This is a genomic window from Providencia sp. PROV122 (assembly GCF_028482365.1).
Lineage (GTDB): Bacteria > Pseudomonadota > Gammaproteobacteria > Enterobacterales > Enterobacteriaceae > Providencia > Providencia stuartii.
The window spans coordinates 77,641-98,843 of record NZ_JAMPQI010000019.1; the positions used below are offsets into that span (position 1 = coordinate 77,641).

General features: G+C 42.1%; 16 protein-coding genes and 1 pseudogene. 10 read left to right on the top strand and 7 right to left on the bottom strand.

Going from position 1 to position 21,203, the window contains the following annotated elements:
- Nucleotide 1 precedes the first annotated feature (1 nt).
- From PSE69_RS14660 to PSE69_RS14685, 6 genes are all read left to right on the top strand, one after another.
- Nucleotides 2-394, top strand: a complete 393-nt coding sequence (locus PSE69_RS14660; protein WP_181710236.1) for a hypothetical protein — start codon at nt 2-4, stop codon at nt 392-394.
- Between the two features lie 568 nt (nt 395-962).
- Nucleotides 963-1,823, top strand: a complete 861-nt coding sequence (locus tag PSE69_RS14665) for a helix-turn-helix transcriptional regulator (RefSeq protein ID WP_061064382.1) — start codon at nt 963-965, stop codon at nt 1,821-1,823.
- A gap of 37 nt (nt 1,824-1,860) precedes the next feature.
- Entirely contained in the window at nt 1,861-2,937 is a 1,077-nt protein-coding gene (locus PSE69_RS14670) for a hypothetical protein (protein ID WP_004925206.1), read from the top strand.
- A 55-nt stretch (nt 2,938-2,992) separates the two neighbouring features.
- A complete protein-coding gene (locus PSE69_RS14675) occupies nt 2,993-4,564 on the top strand; it encodes a cobalamin adenosyltransferase (protein ID WP_121874934.1) in 1,572 nt (523 codons plus the stop codon).
- Nucleotides 4,561-4,833 carry a YkgJ family cysteine cluster protein gene (locus PSE69_RS14680; protein ID WP_004925202.1) on the top strand — a complete coding sequence of 91 codons (273 nt, stop codon included), beginning with the start codon at nt 4,561-4,563 and terminating at the stop codon, nt 4,831-4,833. Before PSE69_RS14675 ends, PSE69_RS14680 begins: the two co-directional genes overlap by 4 nt.
- A 254-nt stretch (nt 4,834-5,087) precedes the next feature.
- A complete protein-coding gene (locus PSE69_RS14685; RefSeq protein WP_121874933.1) occupies nt 5,088-6,551 on the top strand; it encodes an MFS transporter in 1,464 nt (487 codons plus the stop codon).
- Nucleotides 6,552-6,608: 57 nt separating this feature from the next.
- On the opposite strand, the gene rpoD is transcribed toward PSE69_RS14685, so the two are convergent.
- From rpoD to rpsU, 3 genes are all read right to left on the bottom strand, one after another.
- Nucleotides 6,609-8,516 (bottom strand): RNA polymerase sigma factor RpoD, encoded by a 1,908-nt coding sequence (gene rpoD, locus PSE69_RS14690; RefSeq protein ID WP_120752680.1) that lies wholly within the window; start codon nt 8,514-8,516, stop codon nt 6,609-6,611.
- A gap of 117 nt (nt 8,517-8,633) precedes the next feature.
- Nucleotides 8,634-10,379, bottom strand: a complete 1,746-nt coding sequence (gene dnaG / locus PSE69_RS14695) for a DNA primase (RefSeq protein ID WP_104873245.1) — start codon at nt 10,377-10,379, stop codon at nt 8,634-8,636.
- A 115-nt stretch (nt 10,380-10,494) separates the two neighbouring features.
- Entirely contained in the window at nt 10,495-10,710 is a 216-nt protein-coding gene (gene rpsU, locus PSE69_RS14700; protein ID WP_001144069.1) for a 30S ribosomal protein S21, read from the bottom strand.
- Nucleotides 10,711-11,036: 326 nt separating this feature from the next.
- Between rpsU and tsaD the strand changes: the two genes are divergently transcribed.
- Complete coding sequence (gene tsaD, locus PSE69_RS14705) at nt 11,037-12,065, top strand: tRNA (adenosine(37)-N6)-threonylcarbamoyltransferase complex transferase subunit TsaD (RefSeq protein WP_004925183.1); 1,029 nt, start codon at nt 11,037-11,039, stop codon at nt 12,063-12,065.
- Nucleotides 12,066-12,172: 107 nt separating this feature from the next.
- Here tsaD and PSE69_RS14710 read toward each other — a convergent pair whose 3' ends face one another.
- Together PSE69_RS14710 and plsY are read right to left on the bottom strand one after the other, a co-directional pair.
- Nucleotides 12,173-13,705 (bottom strand): methyl-accepting chemotaxis protein, encoded by a 1,533-nt coding sequence (locus PSE69_RS14710; protein WP_040132438.1) that lies wholly within the window; start codon nt 13,703-13,705, stop codon nt 12,173-12,175.
- A gap of 199 nt (nt 13,706-13,904) precedes the next feature.
- Nucleotides 13,905-14,561: pseudogene (gene plsY, locus PSE69_RS14715) on the bottom strand (glycerol-3-phosphate 1-O-acyltransferase PlsY).
- 114 nt (nt 14,562-14,675) lie between these two features.
- Here plsY and folB point away from each other — a divergent pair.
- Nucleotides 14,676-15,035 carry a bifunctional dihydroneopterin aldolase/7,8-dihydroneopterin epimerase gene (folB, locus tag PSE69_RS14720; RefSeq protein WP_004925173.1) on the top strand — a complete coding sequence of 120 codons (360 nt, stop codon included), beginning with the start codon at nt 14,676-14,678 and terminating at the stop codon, nt 15,033-15,035.
- Between the two features lie 44 nt (nt 15,036-15,079).
- Here the strand turns inward: folB and PSE69_RS14725 are convergent, their stop codons facing one another.
- Nucleotides 15,080-16,324, bottom strand: a complete 1,245-nt coding sequence (locus tag PSE69_RS14725; protein ID WP_121874938.1) for a multifunctional CCA addition/repair protein — start codon at nt 16,322-16,324, stop codon at nt 15,080-15,082.
- Between the two features lie 9 nt (nt 16,325-16,333).
- Nucleotides 16,334-16,951, bottom strand: a complete 618-nt coding sequence (locus tag PSE69_RS14730) for a TIGR04211 family SH3 domain-containing protein (RefSeq protein WP_014657632.1) — start codon at nt 16,949-16,951, stop codon at nt 16,334-16,336.
- A 391-nt stretch (nt 16,952-17,342) separates the two neighbouring features.
- Between PSE69_RS14730 and PSE69_RS14735 the strand changes: the two genes are divergently transcribed.
- Entirely contained in the window at nt 17,343-18,305 is a 963-nt protein-coding gene (locus tag PSE69_RS14735) for a CYTH domain-containing protein (RefSeq protein WP_004925160.1), read from the top strand.
- Nucleotides 18,306-18,314: 9 nt separating this feature from the next.
- Nucleotides 18,315-21,176, top strand: coding sequence for a bifunctional [glutamate--ammonia ligase]-adenylyl-L-tyrosine phosphorylase/[glutamate--ammonia-ligase] adenylyltransferase (gene glnE, locus PSE69_RS14740; protein WP_121874932.1), 2,862 nt, complete (start codon nt 18,315-18,317; stop codon nt 21,174-21,176).
- Nucleotides 21,177-21,203: the final 27 nt, after the last annotated feature.

A 21,203-nucleotide genomic window follows, 5' to 3' on the forward strand; every position in this document is an offset into this window, starting at 1 on the left:
TATGAGTCACATGGAAAAAGCGTTGCAGAGTGTTATAGATCTACATATCTTGATTGAAAATGTATTTACTGGCAAAGATACGCATGCATTAACCCCTTTATTAGCTAGCTTTGATGATGCTTTTGCAATGGTGACAATTAAGGGAGAACGTATTGGTTTAGAGCAAGTGAATGAGTTGTTTAGCCAAAATATAGGCACAAGACCTTCACTTACAATTACATTATCAGATATTAAACCAATTTTTGAGCGAGGTGAGTATTGCTGGATACAGTATCAAGAGTTGCATGAAACCCCTGAATCAAGGCTGTTACGAACTGCTACGGTTTGTATTAAGGTACTTGGGGAACATTGTTTTTGGGTATATTTGCATGAAACTCCTATAAATAAAAACTAACTTACTTATTAAAGCGTTAGCGTATTTTTGATCAGTAGGCTAACGTTTTTTCATCTTCATTATCATTTTTAATCGAATTTTCGACATATTGGCTGGGGATAACTAGGATATTCCTTTATACATTAAAATGTTGCTCACATGTGCGAGCGACTATGCTGCCATCATTATCACTATTTCCAACCCAGTTAAAGTCATCACGCTACTTAATCATGGTATCGTTTTCCCTTTATTAAAAGACTAAGATAATAAGAATTAGATAATCACAGTTTGTTTTATGAGCATTTTTAACTTGTCGTTAGAATAAAAATCACCTATTAAGCGTAATTTTTTTACTAATGTTTTTTATTGGCTGTTTACCCTTAAGTAGTCTGTGCAGAATTACAGTGGTTTTTAAATAAAAGGTAATTACACTTAATAAGGGTTTTAATTAAAGGTAGCTGAAAAATTGCTATGATATAAAAATGAGAATTATCTTATACGATAAAAAGTTTTGTACTGACGCCATTTGTCACTGAGTTTGATATTCTTTGTGTAATCAATCTTAACCTAAATCATAGTTGGTGATAAAATGGATGACTATAAAAAAAATCAAGGAGTCAGATTAGCAACAATTATTCTCGAAGCATATCTTTATGGTGAAGTAGATAAATATGAATTAGCCTCTCGTTTTAAAGTCAGCGAGCGGACGATTTATCGAGATTTGAATTCGCTAAACTTAATTTTAGAGCATAAAGGGAATTCAAAGTATGGTTTTTCGACAGTTGTCGAATATTATAAAATGATTTCTTTTTTTGGTATAGATAAGTATTTGCCTGATTTTAGTCAGTCTTTTTTGAAGAGTATTCCTGAGACTATTCAGAACAGAAGTGTTCTCATTAAATTTAATGGCATTGAGCATAAGATCAAGAGCTACTTAAAAACACATTATGAAAGAATTAGGTATGCAATTGATAATAAAAGAGAATGTCATATTTTGTATAAAAGCAAAAATCGGACAATATATCCATATAAGCTCATCTGTCACAATACGATTTGGTACTTGAATGCCATTGAAGAGGGGAAGCTTAAATCATTTTCACTAAATAGGATTGAATGGTTAGATGTCAGCAAAAAAACTTTTTTACCTGATAATAATATTGTCAATATGTTAATGGAGAGTAAAGACCCATGGACTAGCCATAATTATTTTCATGCTCGAGTATTGGTTTCAAAGTCGATAGCTGATTACTTCAAAAGAAGAGATGTTTTACCTAATCAGTGTATTGTTGATGAAAGTAGTGATTCTCTAACTATTTCATGCTCTGCGATGAGTGAAAAACAAATTTTACCTTTAATTCAATATTGGATCCCAAATATTAAAGTTTTAGAGCCAGAATGGTTAAAGATAAAGTTTGAACAAAACCTACGGGATTATATTAGTCAATTGTAACTAGTTATTTTCATTTTATTAAAACTGAGAGGATTTTATGGCAATACCATTTATTATTGCTGGTGCAGCTATTGCGGCCGCCGCGTTTGGTGGAAAGAAAGCTTATGACGGATACCAAACAAAATCAGAAGCTGACGATATTTTAGAGAGCTCTAAACGTCGTTATGATGAAAAAAAAGAAGTGCTAGAGTCAATAAATGTTAGCACGACAACGGAATTAGAAAAGTTAGGTACGCTTGAGTTAAAAATCGGTAAAAGTTTCAATAAATTTAACACTATCGCACAATCAATATTAAAGCAGCTTAATGAATCAGGACAGGATATTTCAATTTCGATTCCACGTCATGAAATCAATAAAATTGAAAACCTCGCTATTTCAGCAACAGAGTATCTTGGAACCTTAGTGGGAGCCGGTGCATCAAGTGCTGCTGCGGGGTTTGCTGTCTATGGTGGTGTTATGGCATTCGCGGCTGCATCTACAGGAACACCAATTGCAGCGCTTTCAGGTGCGGCTGCTTATAATGCGACAATGGCGGCTATCGGTGGCGGTTCTCTAGCTGCTGGTGGTTGGGGGATGGCAGGTGGAGCAATGGTGTTAGGTGGTGCTGTTGTTGCTCCTATCTTAGCGATTGCTGGTTGGGCTTATAATTCTCACGCTGAAAAAGCATTAGATAATGCCCAAAAAATTCGCTCTGAAGTTAATGGTGCCGTTGCAAAAATGACTTTAGCTTATGAAAATTTAACCAAAACCAAAGAGTACGTTGTCGCTATTTATCATGTTTTAGAAGCACAATTTACCGTGTTTAAACCATATCTATTAGCACTCATAGAAGCCGACAAAATGATTCAACGTAATAAAGCATTAGGTCAGGCTAACACCCATGGCATTACGGATGAGTTAAAGCTCACTATTAATAATGGTTATAAACTTGCAGCTATTATGACTAACCTAATTACGACACCATTATTTAAGCCGAAATTAAATCAAAATAATGAGGCTATTATTGTTGATGAGGTTATCGAGATTGAAACAGATAGCCATGGTCTGAAAATATTAAATCAGGAATGTTTAGATAAGCGATTAGATGAAACTAAGCGTTTTACGTTATCTTGATGGCATCATAAATCATAAGTAGCAGTACTTTCACTGCTACTTATAGGTAAGACATATGCAACAGACAAATTATAATTGGCAAAAAGAAGTGAATGATACGATTGTTCAAAGTTTAGTCACTTCCTTTGGTTTGGATTTTTTATTATTAAAAGATAAAAAAGGGGGGGATGTTGATACGGTGCATAATGTCAGAAATGATATTTGGGCAACCGAGAAAGAAAAAAATCGTTATCAGGATCGTGGTGAATATGATTCACATGCATACCACAGCCACGAGAATTACAAAGAGACAAACCGCAAAGGCAAACAAAAAAAGTTAGCGGGTGAGTTAACGGACTCCTATACAGGAGAAACGTTTAGCCAACATGATGTGACTAATCTTGATCATATTATTGCGGCTTATGAAGTGCATAATGACCCTGCACGTGTTCTTGCTGAAATTGACGGTGCGGATTTAGCTAACCGTGACTCAAATTTGACCTTTACGAATGAAACATTAAATAAGTCGAAAAAAGCCAAAAAAATGGCAGACTTTATTTCGAATCTAAAGTCACAGCAAACACTGCTTAAAGCAGAAATTAGTGCATTAGAAAGTAAAGGGCAACTAACCGATATTGAGTTAAAAAAACTCAAGACACTTAAGAATAAGCAGAAAGCCAATTTTGATGCCATGAAGGCTGTCGATGAAAAGGCCAGAAAACAGTATGATGCAGAAATTAGTAGCAAGTACTACAGTAGCAGTAAGTTTTTTGTGAATACGGCATCAGCGGCTATTAACACTGGGTTGAGAATGGGAGCAAGGCAAATGCTAGGGATTGTATTTGCAGAGCTTTGGTTTGAATTAAAAGATTCGATTCCTAAATTGATTGAACAGCATAAAACAAACTTTAAATTTAAACTTTTCTTGGAGGATTTGAAAGGTGTTGTTACGAATATTTGGGAAAGATTAAAAGCTCGTTTTAAAGATTTTTGGACTGAGTTTAATAATGGGTTGTTTGGTGGGTTATTAGCCAGTGTTACAACCACCATGTTGAATATTTTCCTAACATCGACAAAAATGATAGGGAAGTTAATCCGAGAGTCTGCAAATAGCCTATTTTCTGCTGTGAAGCTGCTCTTTTTTAATCCAGAAAATTTAGCATTAGGGGATTTACTAAAATCAGCCATTAAAATTATATCGACCAGTATTTCTGTTGTACTCGGTTCAATGATAACAACATACTTGAATGGAATATTATCATTCCCATTCGGTAATGATGTTGCGCTATTCATTGGGGCTTTAGTCTCTGGTTTATTGACATTGGCGATGTGCTATTATTTAGAGCACAGTAATTTAATGCAAAAGATTTGGCGTTTTTTAAATAAATTCTGCAATAAGTATGAGCTAACATTAAAGTACTACCGAGATGTTAATGCTGCTTTAGATAAATACCTAACAGAACTTGCTCAGCTTGAATTTAATTTTAATGTTGCTGAAATGCAGACGTTTACCCATGCATTGCAGGCGACAAATACAGAATATGAGCGAAAAATTATTCTTAATCAGGAAATTAAACGGAGCAATATTGCATTACCCTATGATGTAGATAGTGATGATTCATTCAGTGATTGGCTGGATTCATTATGATTTTAGAAACCGAGCTATTTCCTTGTGATAAATGTGGGGCATGCTGCCGCCATGTTGATCGCGCTAATGAAACTCAATTTCTTGATAGAGGCGATGGCATCTGTAAACATTATAATGAAACTAGCATGTTATGCACTATTTACGAAGAGCGCCCAGATATCTGTCGTGTCGATAAACAGTATTTGCTTCATTATCACGATCAATATACATGGCATGAATTTGTTGAAGTGAACAGAATTGCCTGTGAAATAATACTGGGCAGTGAATAATTTTGACTTATGCTATATCCGTTTACTAAGACCATTACTAAACCTTTTAGTGATGGTCTTATTTTATGAATTGATAAAGTAGGCTTGGTTTATCAACATCCCCCTATAACTTAGTTAATGATCCCTTTTCATTAAACCCACAGGCGTGATCTTATTGATCCCTAACATTAAATGATATTCAATCTCATTTGTTATTGACCGTCGGTCGGTCGATAATTATGATAAAGGTATCATTTGATGGGAAGGTGAGAATAATGAAACGTCTTTTTTTGATCTCTGCCGTTTGTTTAGGCACGTTTATGGCGACATTAGATATCAGCATCGTCAATGTTGCATTACCTGCAATTCAACAGGATCTCAATGCTGATATGGGAATGCTCCAGTGGATCATTGATGCTTATGCGCTTTGTTTATCTGCATTGATTTTGTCTGTGGGGCCGATTAGTGATCGCTATGGGCGTAAAAAAGTGTGGCTAGCAGGGATCGCCATTTTTACACTTGGCTCTGCCCTTTGCGCGATAGCGACGACAACAAATATGCTGATTTGGGGAAGAGTGACCCAAGGCATTGCGGCAGCAGCACTGATCCCCGGAGCTTTATCTATTATTACCCAAGCATTTTTGAATGATATTGAGCGAGTGAAGATAATTGGGATCTGGTCTGCTGTGAGTGCATTGTCATTGATAATTGGTCCTATTTTAGGCGGGTTATTAGTTGAACTGTTTGATTGGCCAACGATCTTTTTAATGAATCTTCCTCTTGGAATAGTCACTTTGTTGTTGGGTTGGATAGGCATTGATGAAAGTGCAGATCCCGAGAAAGCCGCCTTTGATCCATTAGGCCAATGCTTGAGTATTGTTGCGCTTGCGGGTGTGACATATGGCTTAATTGAAGCAGGAGCGCAAGGGTGGGGAAGCGTTATGACGATAGGGGGATTAACTGTAGGTTTTCTCGCTTTGATCAGTTTTGTGATAGTCGAAATGAAAGTCGCAAAGCCTTTATTTCCCATCTTTTTGTTTAAAACTAATCAATACTTTTTTCAATATAACGTGGCCTCTTTTACGCTTGGTTTTGCGACCTACAGCAATGTATTTTTTATCGCCTTATTTCTACAAAAAGGGCAGGGCTGGGGAGCCTTTGAGGCTGGATTGCGTATGGCTCCTGAATTTGTTGCCATGGCACTATTTTCTTTCTCTTTCGGTCACTTGACTCGATTGACGAGTGTCAGAAATTTAATGATTTTAGGGTTTGTGCTTATTGCACTAACATCTACTGCGCTTGGTTTGGTGAATGCAGATACGGCTTATACGGTTATTGCTTTGCTTTTATTTGTGCTGGGGGCTGGGATGGGAATGGCGACACCGGCGATAGGAGCTTTGATTATGGGGAGTGTTGATAAAGCCTATTCAGGGGTTGCCTCCGCGGTGATGAATGCGTTACGGCAAACAGGCATGACATTGGGGATCGCACTATTAGGGACATTAATGACGCATCAAGCACTCAATCAATTACAGCATGATGAAATGTTAATGGCAACCGTACCTGCTCAAGAAGTCAGTTTACTTATTAATAATTCTTCCGCTGTTACCTTACCTTATGTTGCTCAAGCTGTTCGAGCGGCAATGACATCAGGGTTTAATGTGGCGATGATAGGTGGGGCGGGTGTTGTGGTTTTCACGCTATGGTTGATTGTTAAACGTCGAAAAGTGAACATTTAGTGTATTAATTAGGCGAATAAAAAAAACACCTGCCGAAGCAGGTGTTTAAAGACTGAATTATTCGTCAAGGAAGCTACGTAGAACTTCTGAGCGGCTTGGATGACGCAATTTACGCAGTGCTTTTGCTTCGATCTGACGGATACGCTCACGGGTAACATCGAACTGTTTACCCACTTCTTCTAGCGTGTGGTCAGTGTTCATATCGATACCAAAACGCATACGCAGTACTTTTGCTTCACGTGCAGTCAAGCCAGCTAATACTTCATGAGTTGCCGAACGTAGACTTTCTGAAGTTGCTGAGTCTAATGGCAGTTCTAAAGTATTATCTTCAATGAAATCGCCGAGATGTGAATCTTCATCATCACCAATTGGCGTCTCCATAGAGATAGGCTCTTTAGCTATTTTCAGTACTTTACGGATCTTATCTTCCGGCATCATCATGCGTTCCGCTAACTCTTCTGGTGAAGGTTCACGGCCCATTTCCTGTAGCATCTGACGAGAGATACGGTTCAATTTATTGATGGTTTCAATCATGTGAACAGGAATACGGATGGTACGAGCCTGATCCGCGATAGAACGCGTAATTGCCTGACGGATCCACCAAGTTGCATAGGTCGAGAATTTATAACCACGGCGATATTCAAACTTATCAACCGCTTTCATCAGACCGATATTCCCTTCTTGGATCAAGTCAAGGAACTGCAAACCACGGTTGGTATATTTTTTCGCGATCGAAATAACCAGACGCAAGTTCGCTTCAACCATCTCTTTTTTCGCACGGCGAGCTTTGGCTTCACCAATAGACATGCGACGGTTGATATCTTTCACCTGCTCAATAGTCAGGCCTGTTTCTTCTTCAATTTGACGTAATCTTTGCAGACAACGCAAAATCTCTTCTTCAACTTCAACCAGCTTTTCACACCAAGGCTTGTTCATCGCTTTGGCGGCTGTTAGCCAAGTTTCACTGGTTTCATTACCGCTAAATAGCGTGATGAAGTTTTTCTTAGGCATTTTGCACTGTTCAACACACAGTTTCATGATGGTACGCTCTTGAAGGCGAACGCGATCCATCATTTCACGCATGTTATTGACCAGATAGTCAAATTGTTTTGGCACTAAGCGGAACTGTTTGAAGACTTCAGAAAGCTCTTCAATCGCTTGTGCGGTTTGTGCATTGTTACGACCAAATTGCTTAATGTGCTGACGTGTTTTTTCGTATTGCGCGCGCAATTCGCTGAATTTTTCACGGGCTAGTTCAGGATCGATGCTGTTATCATCATCGCTATCGCTGTCATCGCCGTCTTCATCATCTTCGTCTTCATCGTCGTCTTTATCTAACTCTTCTTGTGGAAGTTCAGAGCCAACGTGTGTTGCAGTTGGTGCGAGATCTTCCTCAGCGTTAGGGTCGACGAAACCGGTGATCAGGTCGGATAAACGGCTTTCGCCTGCCTCGACGTGATCATACTGTTCAAGGAGATAAGTGATGGCTTCAGGGTACTCTGCAACAGAGCATTGAACTTGGTTTATGCCATCTTCAATACGTTTTGCGATGTCGATCTCACCCTCACGGGTTAAGAGTTCGACCGTTCCCATTTCACGCATATACATGCGCACAGGGTCTGTAGTACGACCAATTTCACTTTCAACACTGGATAGAACTTGTGCTGCAGCTTCTGCCGCATCTTCATCCGTGTCGGATGTGGTTTCAGCCAGTATCAAATCATCGGCGTCAGGTGCTTCTTCCATGACCTGGATGCCCATGTCATTAATCATCTGGATGATATCTTCAATCTGATCTGAATCGACGATATCTTCCGGCAGATGGTCGTTGACCTCAGCATAGGTTAAGTAACCTTGCTCTTTACCCTTGGTTACGAGTAGCTTAAGCTGCGACTGCGGGTTTTGCTCCATAAGACGGTATCCACACTTCTGAGTATTTAGATTGGTGTCGGTCGGCGAAACAATCGGCCAACAAGAACATTCAAAGGGGATTTTTATTATTACGCTACGCCCCTTTAAAATCGTAGCATTTTACAGGCATTTGCCTTTAGTAAATCGGCACTTAAGCCGTTTGGTATTCAGTTATGTCTTCACACGTGAAAGCGTGATTAGGCGGACTTCTGCGCGCTCTTCTGGGGTCAGCCCTTCAGTTCGTTCTTTGGCTATCAAGTAGTCAAAACGCTCGTCAAGCGCGCTATTAAATAGATGGTTTAAAGCATCTTTAAATGTCTTTTCCGCTATCTCCTCTATTTCTATATCGTTCCAAGTTGCCAGTTTTTCAAGTTGACTCGCGAATTTATTGTCACGATACAGCTCAAGCAACTGCCCAGTCGTCATACCAGGGGTGGAACGGCAAACATCAACCAATTCCTGAAATAGAGAAAGCCCCGGCATTTGGATATGGGCTATCCCCTCTAGCGAGGGAACGAATTCCGAAAAACTCGGATTCTGTACCAACAACGCGATTAAAATACGCATTGTGGTTGGTTTTAATTTCGGTGCTTGGTAATTTACCGGTTCTGCATTCTCTCTATCAATCATAGCAAGAACCTGAGAAATATCCGGTATACCAATAAAATTTCCTAGCTCTTGAGCCATATATAGGCGCAATGTTTCACCAGGTATTTGTTTTATCAAAGGGATGGCGAGCTTACTAAATTTTGCTCGTCCTTCCTGTGTTTTTAAGTCAACTTGTGGCACGAGTGAATCAAATAGAAATGACGATAATGTTTGTGCGTCATTCATTCGTAATTCAAATGCTTCTTTACCTTCTTTGCGAACTAAAGAATCAGGGTCTTCGCCATCAGGTAAAAACATAAACCGTAATTGACGACCGTCGGTCAAATAGGGCAATGCATTTTCAAGGGCTCGCCAAGCTGCCTCTCTCCCAGCACGGTCGCCGTCATAACAGCAAATAACCGTATCTGTTGAACGATAGAGCAACTGAATATGTTCAGAGGTTGTTGAGGTTCCAAGTGAGGCAACCGCATAACGGATACCGTATTGTGCCAATGCAACAACGTCCATATAGCCTTCAACAACCAGTAATTTATCAAGTTCACCGTTGTGTTGCGTTGCTTCATAGAGGCCAAATAGCTGCCGGCCTTTATGGAAAATATCGGTTTCCGGTGAGTTTAGGTATTTCGGTAATGCGTCACCTAAAACACGCCCACCAAAAGCGATAACACGCCCACGACGATCTCGAATGGGGAACATTACCCGTTCCCTGAAACGGTCATAGGTACGGCCACTATCATTCGTCACTAACATACCTGCATCATCAAGCTGTTTGCGACTTTCTGGGTTTACGGCAAATTTTTTGAGCAGGTTGTCCCATCCGACAGGGGCAAAACCTATCGAGAAATGCTCAATAACGTCAGCCGATAAACCACGTTGGCTTAAATAATCTTTGGCTTTACTTGCCGATGGATGATTTAAGGCAGCGTGGTAAAAATGGTTTATTTTCTCCATCAACTGATACAGATTTTGCCGTTGATGAAGTTCAATTTGGCTTGTGCCAGTTCCCGTTTCATAAGGAACATCAAGGCCATGTAAGGCGGATAATTCTTCGATGGCTTCAACAAAATCGAGTTTGTCGTAATTCATCAAGAAATCGATCGCATTACCATGTGCACCACAGCCAAAGCAGTAATAAAACTGCCTTTCACTGTTCACCGTGAAAGATGGTGTTTTTTCGTTATGGAACGGACAGCACGCGTGATGATTTTTACCCTGTTTCTTTAACGGGACTTTTGCATCGACTAAATCGATGATGTCGGTTCTCGCTAACAAATCATTGATAAATGAACGCGGGATTCGTCCAGCCATAAGCCTCTTTTCGCCTGTTGATGAACGATAATAAGCCGCGCTTCCCTCAGGAAAGCACGGCCTTTAACTGCTTACTAATACTGCCTGTGATGATTGCGGTGGTTACCGCGACCAATTAGTACAGGCGAGTACGGCGTGCGTTTTCGCGAGCCAGTTTCTTAGCGTGACGCTTAACAGCAGATGCTTTAGCGCGTTTACGCTCAGTCGTTGGTTTTTCATAGAATTCACGACGACGAACTTCAGCTAAGACTCCTGCTTTTTCGCAGGAACGTTTGAAACGACGTAATGCAACGTCGAATGGCTCGTTTTCACGTACTTTAATTACCGGCATGTGCCTCTCACCTCAATAGAAATCGGGTTGTTGCTGGCTTTATTCCACCAGCCGTCATTTAAAATGGTGCGGAATTTTACTTCAATGAGTACGGGTTTGTAAAGTGCCGTATAAAATTGAAACACACAAGATTACCATTTCGTTGTTTTTTTGATGAAAAAAACAGCGAGTTTAGGTAATAATGAAAATTAGCCACACGAAATTTATTACAGGGCACTGATTATAGACTATACAACAGGAAAAGTCAGCCTTTTGGCATCATAAATTATACGATAGCCTGAATTTAATGATAGACTTTGGCTCATGCAACAAACAAGGGTAGTGCAATGCGCGTTTTAGGTATCGAAACATCCTGCGATGAAACCGGGATCGCAATCTACGATGATAAGGCCGGTCTATTAGCTAATCAATTATATAGCCAAATAAAAGTTCATGCTGACTACGGTGGCGTGGTTCCTGAATTGGCCTCTCGCGATCATATTCGCAAAACGGTTCCACTCATTCAGGCCGCGCTTAAACAAGCCAATCTTACGAGTGCCGATATTGATGCGGTCGCTTATACAGCGGGGCCGGGGCTTGTAGGCGCTTTAATGGTTGGTGCCACCGTGGGACGTTCGCTAGCCTTTGCATGGGGCGTTCCTGCTGTTGCTGTTCATCATATGGAAGGGCACTTACTAGCACCGATGCTGGAGGAAAAAAGCCCTGAGTTTCCATTCGTTGCCTTATTAGTGTCAGGGGGACATACCCAGCTAATTAGTGTGACTGGTATTGGTGAATATGAATTACTCGGTGAGTCTATTGATGATGCCGCGGGTGAAGCATTTGATAAAACAGCAAAACTACTCGGGTTAGATTATCCGGGTGGTCCAGTGTTATCGCGTATGGCACAACAAGGCACAGAAGGTCGTTTTGTTTTCCCTCGACCAATGACCGACCGACCAGGGCTTGATTTTAGCTTTTCAGGGCTGAAAACCTTTGCCGCTAATACCATTCGGGAAAATGCGGATGATGAGCAAACTCGCGCAGATATTGCACGCGCTTTCGAAGATGCCGTAGTGGATACATTAGCCATAAAATGCAAGCGTGCACTTGAACAAACCGGTTTTAAACGCCTAGTTATGGCGGGGGGAGTGAGTGCCAATCGTACACTACGCGCTAAAATGGAAGAGGTGCTAAAGCAGCGTGGGGGGGAGGTGTTTTATGCACGCCCAGAGTTCTGTACTGATAATGGTGCGATGATTGCATTAGCGGGGCTGATCCGCTTAAAAGGCGGCGCGACAACAGGCTTAGGCGTTACAGTGCGCCCGCGTTGGCCATTAGCGGAGCTTCCACCATTAGTCGAAACTCGCGAATAGTATCGAAAGTGTGATTAGCGCGGCGGCCCATTTATTGTCAATTGAGTCGCCGCTAATTTATTGTCTCCCGATATCTCGTTTTCTTTTTTAGATCCAGAAACGGTGATTTAGTGCAAAATAGTTATCGCATCATCCAATCTTATCGCATGTTTTTTGACGACCTCAGAGGCATTAGCACTTTGCTCGACTAACACGGTATTTTTCTGGGCGATGGATTCGAGTTCAAAGACGGCCTGTGTGATTTCAGTGAGTCCGGCTGCTTGTTCGGAAGTTGCGTTGCTGATATGGCTGATCAGTTGGGTGACATCCTGTACTTGCTTGACCACTTCTTGCAATGTATCTCCCGTGGTGTGTACGTGCAATTTGCCTGAATGTACTTTGTTTTCACAGTCATCAATAAGGTCACGAATATCGTTTACGGCGCTCGCACTTCGGCTGGCAAGGCTACGCACTTCATCTGCAACAACCGCAAAACCTTTTCCTTGCTCTCCTGCTCGAGCTGCTTCAACAGCGGCATTAAGGGCCAATATATTGGTTTGAAAAGCGATCGTTTTAATCACATCGGTAATAGCGTTGATTTTATTCGTACTGTGAACAATTTCATCCATGGTTTGGACAACATTTTTCATGGCTTCCGCGGCATGAATTGCGGTTTCACTTGTCTGACTAGAGAGTTTATCCGCCTGTATTGTATTATCTGCGTTCATTTGTACGGACACTGACATTTGATTCATCGCCGCTACCGTTTGTTGCACATAGCCCACTGTTTTTTGGGTATGCTGTTCTAGTTCATCACAATCGTTAACTAATAGTTCACTCTCGTTGTGCACATTACTGATTTGGTAAGACACGTCGTTGGTTAACCACCGGCACACTAATCCGAGTTGACCAATAGATCGTAATATCATCCCAATTTCATCAACACGATGAAGATGGCTGATACTGTGGCGCTCGCCTCTTGCCACATCAAGGGCTTGTCTAGCAACATTTTCGATAGGCTTCGCCACCATACGTTCAAGTAAAACGTTGCTAGCGGATAAGGTGATTAAGGTGAGAACGGTTGCGTGAAGAAAAGACAAGCCTTGTAGGCCCGAGAGTGCAGCAACGCTTATCCAACCCGTAAATAACAGGATCATCAGTAATCGAATACGCCAACGTATCGACAGCGCAGGGTATTGTCCAAACCAGTGCTTTGCTAACACGAGGCCTTTATGTAATTTATGAGGGGGGCGCCCTTGGTTTAATGCCCGATAGAGCGGCTCAGCACTGGCGATTTCTTCTCGTGAAGCTTTTGTTCGAATCGACATATAACCCGTGATAACACCTTCTCTCATCATTGGGCAAATATTGGCTCTAACCCAATAGTGATCACCGTTTTTACGGCGATTTTTTACAATACCAGTCCATGGCTCCCCCTTTTTTAAGGTACTCCACATGTCCGCAAAGGCTGCTTTAGGCATATCAGGGTGGCGAATGATGTTATGAGGTTGGTTCATCAGTTCCAAGAGTGAATAACCACTTACTTTAATAAAGTCATCGTTTGCGTGAGTGATATTGCCATCTAAATCACTCGTGGTCATCAGTGTGGTATCGTCTTCTAATTGATATTCGTTTTGTGTAATAAAGGGAATGCTCGTCATAAATACACCATTATAATTGTTGAGTTTCTCAATGGTATATTTCGACTTATTTCAAATTATCATTAGGCATTATTTATAATAATTTGATGTTTATCTGATTTTTACCCGCAATATCACTTAAGTTTGGTACAGAGTTTGGATAGGAGTAGGTCAATTATGTTGAAAGCATAAAAAAGGCTGTTATGACAGCCTCTTAATATTAATCTTCTTGTTCCTGCTCTTTTGCTTCTTGAGCGATTTCTTTCGGGGTTTTTTGTTTCTTATTTTTGAGCTTTTGCCAAATACGGCTTTCTTGCCCGCGCCATAAACGTTGAATATTACCATGATGGCGCACTAAGACGAGGCAGGAGAGCATCGCCACAGGGAAGGTGAACTCGGGCTTAAACCACCAAACATAGAATGGGGCAAGTAGTGCACCGATAATGGCACCTAATGAAGAGTAGCCGCTAAGAAGTACCGTGAGTAATCAAGTGCCCGCAATTAAGCCAGAAAGATCCCAGCCGATAGCGGCGATAGAGCCAAATGCCGTTGCGACACCTTTCCCGCCTTTAAAACGGAAGAAAACGGGGTAAATATGTCCCAGACAAGCTGCAATCGCGACAAAGCCAAGATAGAATGGAGGAACTTTTAGATAATAAGCCAACCAAACCGGGATCATCCCCTTTAGGACGTCACAAATGAGCACTGCGGCTGCGGCTAATTTACCGCCGACGCGCAAGACGTTGGTTGCTCCAGGGTTACCTGAGCCGTGTTGACGAGGGTCGGGCAATCTTGCCAATCGGCAGATCAGTATAGCACTTGAAACTGAGCCACAAAGGTAGGCAAAGATTATCATGCCAAGCGCGGTTGCACTCATAGCAAACTCCAAAACAGTTGGGGTATATATACACAATTTATTTCACTCATTGGATAATACGCATATTTTCCATGAAGTGGTATCAATTCAGCACATAAACGAGAAAATGACGTGATGGATATCGTATTTATTGAACAATTATCAGTCATCACCACCATTGGTGTATATGACTGGGAACAAAAAATTGAGCAGAAACTCGTGCTCGATATCGAAATGGGATGGGATAACAAACGAGCATCAAGGAGCGATAATGTCACCGATTGTCTCGATTACGCGCAAATTAGCCAAGCCATTATGGATCATGTCAGTAAAAACAAATTTGGCTTAGTAGAACGTGTCGCGGAAGAAGTCGCTCAACTTCTATTAGGTCATTTTTGTTGCCCTTGGGTACGCATTAAAGTTGCTAAGCCAGGCGCAGTTGTGCGGGCGAAAAGTGTGGGTGTTATTATTGAAAGAGGCACTAGACCCGCTTAAAACTGAAAAGAAAGATAGGGCGGTGTATCGCCGCCAACTATCGGTTAGGCATTAATAGGTAACAGTGTTTGCTGTTGCCGCCACTGTTCAATCTGTTCAATGCGTTGGCGAGTCAGCTCTTCTCGGATTTTGGGACCTTGAAACCCTTGCTCAACAATAGGCTTAACGCTAACCGTTTGGGCAACATGAAAAGCTTGGCGAAAAAACTCCGCTTGTGGATACGCTTGCTGTTCAAAGCCAGCGCGACCACGCGCATCAGCTTCACTAATTACCCCCAATTGGGCTATTCGCTCAGGTTTACGCCAACTGTCTAATCCATCAAATAATTGAACCAGCTCTTGGGCTGTTAATCGATTTATGACATGAATTTTATCATGGAAACGAGCGGTTAGGCGTGCAAGCTCCCTCGCGCTATTAGGAATTTTTAAGCGATCACACAAGTTATCGATTAGGGCAACGCCAGCTTCGCCATGATGAGGATGGCTAGGCCAGATAGTTTTGGGAGTGAGTGCCTTACCGACATCGTGGCACAGTGCAGAGAAGCGAATATCAACATCAGTGGAAAGTTGGGCGGCCATACGTAACACCATTAGGGTGTGTATCCCCGTATCAATTTCTGGGTGCCATTTGGCAGGAGCTGGCACGCCAAACAAATTATCGATTTCGGGAAATAGCACGGCAAGGGCCCCACATTGACGGAGTACCTCAAAGTAGACCTGCGGTGATTTGGACTTCAAGGCTTTTTCGGTTTCTGCCCAAACACGTTCAGCGGTTAGATGAGTAAGTTCACCAGATGCCGTCATGGTTTGCATTAACGATAGGGTTTCGGGGGCAATATGAAAACCTTGTTCAGCGTAACGAGCGGCAAAACGCGCTACGCGTAAAACGCGTAGTGGATCCTCAGCAAATGCCTCAGACACATGACGTAAGATTCTCGCCTTTAAGTCATCGACCCCATTATAGGGATCGGTCAACTGTCCTTGGTCATCTTTAGCGATGGCATTGATAGTGAGATCACGGCGTAGAAGATCATCTTCAATGGTCACGTCTGGGGCGGAATAGCAACTGAATCCAGTATACCCTGCGCCTGTTTTGCGCTCAGTTCTTGCTAGAGCGTACTCTTCATGGGTTTGAGGGTGAAGAAATACCGGGAAGTCTTTCCCCACTTGCTGGAAACCTTGGGCCAACATCGTTTCAGGTGTTGACCCTACCACCACATAGTCTCTATCTGAGACCGGAAGGCCAAGCAGTTCATCTCGTACCGCTCCACCGACCAGATATACTTTCATCATTAATTTTTAGCTCATCCAACGATCATTACGTTTTTTACGGCGCGGAATAATATGCGGCAGGATCAAACCAAAAATAAGCCCAGCCCCCGCAACGCCACCACCATACATAAACCATTGTAATATGAGTTCACGACGACGGTCATCAAGGTTGACTTCCGCAATTTCTAATTTCTTGCCAGACTTAATAAGCTCATTTTTCAATTTTTCATTTTCGGCTTTCAATTGGTTGACGATTTTATCGTTATCGGCAACACGCTGTTGCATATCCGCCGTGCGTGTATTCCAGGTATTATCAATATTTTCGAGTTGCTGACGTAATTTTTGATTTTCGGCTTCTAACTCAGGAATACGTATTTTCATACTCGGTGTGTCACTGAGTTGGTTTTCTGGAAGCCATACTGTACGCCCACGTTCGTCTTTGACTTGAGCGAAATTACCATCCGTTGAGATAAGCTCAACACTTTCACCCGCATTGAGTGTGCCAACAATCCGATATTTTGTTCCTGGCCCACTATGCACATAAGTTGATAAGTCATCAGAAATATAACGTTTTTCAGCGGCAACGGTGCTGACTGATAGGCTTAGCCCCATGATTGAAAGGAGTAATAATGGTATTTTTCGCATAGTATTTACTTTCTATTATTTATGGTGAATGAATGCGGCATATGTGTAGACATACTCTAGATCATTCGAGTTGCGGCTAGACGGTGAGTGAGCGAAATAGATAGCGATGCCATTCGCGCGGATGACTTAGTCAACAAAAACTCAGCGTGTTGCGACAACTTGAAGTACGACGAGTACAAATACTAAAGAGTTAAGTGTGCGTGTGCAAATGTAAAACCAGAATGGGAACTATCCTAACTCACTATATAGCGTATAATTCCTTGCATTTCTTGACATAAACACCTGAAATAAATTGAGAGCATAGAATTTTTGGTTTCTTTGCGCTTTGTTTTCTCACTCGGCGCTGATTGGGGTAATATAATTGCAGAGAAATTATCAATTAAGGAAATGTATGAGCCACCTAGAAGTTGAACTGAAATTGGCTGCTCAAACCACGGCAATCGAGCCAGTACGCCAATTTTTATCGACACTTTCCCACCAACATACTGAACCAAAGAAACTGACTAATATCTATTTCGACACCGAAACACGTCAACTGCGCCAATGGGATATGGGATTGCGTATTCGCGGTTGTGATGGTCGTTATGAAATGACCATTAAAACGGCAGGACAAGTGATTGGCGGATTGCATCAACGTCCTGAATATAATGTTGATATTGATGCACCAGAGCTCAATTTACCCGCTTTTCCCGTCGAAATTTGGCCAGAAGGCACCGATGTCCAGCAATTACAGTCACAATTACAGATCCTTTTTAGTACTAATTTTACCCGTGAAAAATGGCTAGTGACATTTGAAGACAGTGAAATCGAAATTGTTTTCGATCAGGGGGAAATTTCTGCAGGCTCCCGAGATCTTCCTATTCAAGAATTTGAATTAGAACTTAAAAAAGGTTTCGTTGCAGATGTACTGAATTTAGCGAAAAAGCTAGCCGACATTGATGGTTTGCGCCTCTCTTCCACCAGTAAAGCTGCGAGAGGCTATTCATTGATGCAAACAGAGCGCGCACCATTGCAACAGCCAGAAACGGTGTTTGATTATGAGCAACAGCCCATAGAACAAGCATTGATGCATATGCAGCAGCTAAGCCAACAGCATGAAGCCTATTGGCTAGCCGATGAGGCGGGTGCCCGTGAAGGGCTTGATGTCTTTTTACGCTTTGTCCAAGCGTTTTTGGTGCATTATCGCAACTCTGCCCCCCAGTTTGTGCAGGATATTCCTTTAGAGCAGCTTCGCGCGGATCTTGCCGATGATAAACTGAGTGCAGAAACCTTTTGCTACAGCAGCCGCTGGTTAAAATGTAAATTGGCCTTCACGCAGTGGTTAATTGCCTTGAAATATACTGATATTCATTAAGGTGTTGATATGCATCCTTTTCCTGAGTTGCTACACAGCCAACGAGAGCGGGTTATCGCACGTTTGGCCGATCATGGAAGTGAATTACTGCCTCTGAGTGATGAAGAAGCCATCGTACTAAGTTTTAGTGACTTTGTGTTAAAGCAGGTTTTAGCGCATTCACGTTTTTTGCAGCAGATCCGTGAGCAACGACCTAGCCCTAGCGAATGGCAACATTATGAGCAGTGGCTTGGAAAGGATTTGGAATCGGTGGTAGATGAAGATCATTTGATGCGAGTATTGCGGACATTTCGCCATCAAATGCTAGTCAGAGCCGCTTGGATGCAAGCCTTAAAGATCAGTTCGGAAAAAGAAACCTTACAGCAACTGAGTCATTTAGCGGAAACCGTGATCGTTGCCGCAAGAGATTGGTTATATCAGCAATATAGTCAATCGTGGGGAACGCCTTGTGATAGCGAAGGTAACCCACAGCCATTACTGGTTCTCGGGATGGGGAAACTGGGTGGTGGAGAGCTTAATTTTTCCTCTGATATCGATTTGATTTTTGCCTATCCCGAAAATGGCGTAACACGCGGTGGACGCAAAGAGCTAGATAACGCGCAATTTTTTACCCGTCTAGGACAAAAGTTGATCCGCGTCCTCGATCAAGTCACGGTTGAGGGTTTTGTGTATCGTGTCGATATGCGTTTACGCCCATTTGGTGACAGTGGACCTTTGGTGTTCAGTTTCTCTGCTTTAGAGGATTATTATCAAGAGCAAGGGCGAGATTGGGAACGTTATGCAATGGTTAAAGCACGTATTATGGGGCCAGATAGCCTACATTATGCAGATACATTGCGTCAGTTACTACGTCCCTTCGTCTATCGCCGTTATATCGATTTTAGTGTTATTCAATCGCTACGTAATATGAAAAATATGATTGAGCGAGAGGTTCGCCGTCGGGGGCTGGTCGATAATATTAAACTTGGGGCTGGTGGCATTCGAGAAATTGAATTTATCACTCAAGTTTTTCAGTTGATCCGTGGCGGCCGCGAACCGGCACTGCAATCACAATCATTACTGCTAGCCATGAAAGGTATTCGAGAGCTTGAACTGCTTCCTGCCGAGCAAGTCGAACTGCTACAAGAGAATTATCTCTTTTTACGGCGGGTGGAAAATTTATTGCAAAGTATTGATGACCAGCAAACCCAGACTCTACCGGATGATGCTCTCAATCAAGCCCGTTTAGCTTGGGGGATGGGCTTTGAACACTGGCAGGCTTTTTATCAAGAACTCATGCAGAAAATGGCGATGGTTCATCATATTTTTACTGAACAAATTGGTCAGGATGATGAAGAAGAGCGTCAAGATAGCTTCGATGAGATCTATATCACCTTGTGGCAAGGGGAGCTTACTAAAGAGGAGTTAGCCCCTTACTTGCCTTCTCAGGACGAGGAAGTTGCCCAGAAAATCATTCATGGCATTTTGATGTTTCGTCACGACCTCAATAAACGCACGATAGGGCCGCGTGGGCGAGATGTTCTTGATGAATTAATGCCTAAATTATTGGCAAAAGTGGGAGAGCGGGCGGATGCAGGGCAAGTTGTCGAACGTCTAACACCACTTTTATTAAGCATAGTTAGCCGAACAACCTATTTAGAGTTGATGCTTGAATTTGATGAAGTATTGACTCACGTTATTCGCTTATGTGCCGCATCCCCAATGATTGCGGAGCAGCTTGCCCGCCACCCATTATTGCTTGATGAGCTACTCGATCCGAAGTCCCTTTACCAACCTCTACCTTTAACCGCATATCGTGATGAATTGCGTCAATATTTAATGCGAGTGCCAGAAGAAGATGAAGAGCAACAGCTAGAGGCATTAAGGCAATTTAAACAAGCACAATTATTGCGTATTGCTGCGGAAGATATTACGGGCGTCTTGCCAGTGATGAAAGTCAGTGATCATTTAACCTATTTGGCTGAAGCGATCATTGATGCCGTTGTTCATCAAGCATGGCAAAAAATGGTGAAACGCTACGGTGAGCCAGCACATCTTGCTCAATTAGATGAAAAACAATATGGTTTTGCGGTATTGGGATATGGGAAATTAGGCGGCTGGGAGCTTGGCTACAGTTCCGATTTGGATTTGGTGTTTCTATTCGATTGCCCTATCGGGGTTGTCACGAATGGTGAGCGTTCAATAGACGCAAGGCAATTTTATTTACGTGTTGCACAGCGCATTATTCATCTATTTAGTACCCGTACAGCCTCTGGGGTACTGTATGAAGTGGATGCCCGTTTAAGGCCATCAGGGGAGTCTGGTATGTTAGTCAGTACCATTGAAGCCTTTGATGATTATCAAAAAAATGAAGCATGGACATGGGAACATCAGGCATTGATCCGAGCTAGAATGGTATTTGGCGATGCTAGATTACAACAAGAGTTTAATCGTATTCGCCATGAAACCTTATGTACTCCACAAGATGCAGAAACATTACGTCAGCAAGTACGTGATATGCGGTTGAAAATGCATCAACACTTAGGGAGCCATCAAAGTAACCTATTTGATTTGAAAGCTGATCCGGGTGGCATTACCGATATTGAATTTATCGCACAATACCTTGTTTTACGCTACGCACCTGAAAACCCATCATTAACTCGTTGGTCTGATAATGTCCGTATCTTTGAACTTATGGCTCAACATTCGTTGATGCCTGAAAATGAAGCCAATGCTTTAACTCAGGCGTATGTGACTATGCGTGATGAATTACATCATCTTGCTTTGCAATCATTGCCAAGTAGAGTGAATATCAGCCAGTTTGTCGTTGAGCGTGAACAGGTTTTAGCGAGTTGGGAAAAATGGCTAGGGGCGGTCGAATCGCATCATTAACGCGGCCTATTGCTTTGTGATAATATC